The 252-nt window shown below is 74.2% G+C and carries 1 protein-coding gene; it reads right to left on the reverse strand.

All coding sequences use genetic code 11. The annotated features are described in order from the left end of the window. A partial coding sequence (locus ACQG3P_RS20885; protein ID WP_426806123.1) for a hypothetical protein occupies window positions 1-252 on the reverse strand: 252 nt, incomplete at both ends.

A 252-nucleotide genomic window follows, 5' to 3' on the forward strand; every position in this document is an offset into this window, starting at 1 on the left:
TCGGTGGCGCGGCTCTGGCCGCCGGTGCAGACATTGCCGGTGTGCGGAGCCAGGTGGCTGCCACCGGCGGTGGTCGGTTCGGCCGAACCGCCGCTGCCGCCGGTACAGGCGGTATTGGCCAGCGTGCCCAGCAGGCGCGCAAGCGTGTACAGGGTCAGCGCGGCGGAGTTGCCGTTGACCGCGACCGGGAAGCCACCGGTCTGGGTGCAGGTGACGACCTGCGGCGGGGCCCCGCTCCAGGCGCGGTCCACG

It is taken from the genome of Stenotrophomonas sp. SrG (assembly GCF_050031795.1).
GTDB classification, from domain to species: domain Bacteria; phylum Pseudomonadota; class Gammaproteobacteria; order Xanthomonadales; family Xanthomonadaceae; genus Stenotrophomonas; species Stenotrophomonas rhizophila_A.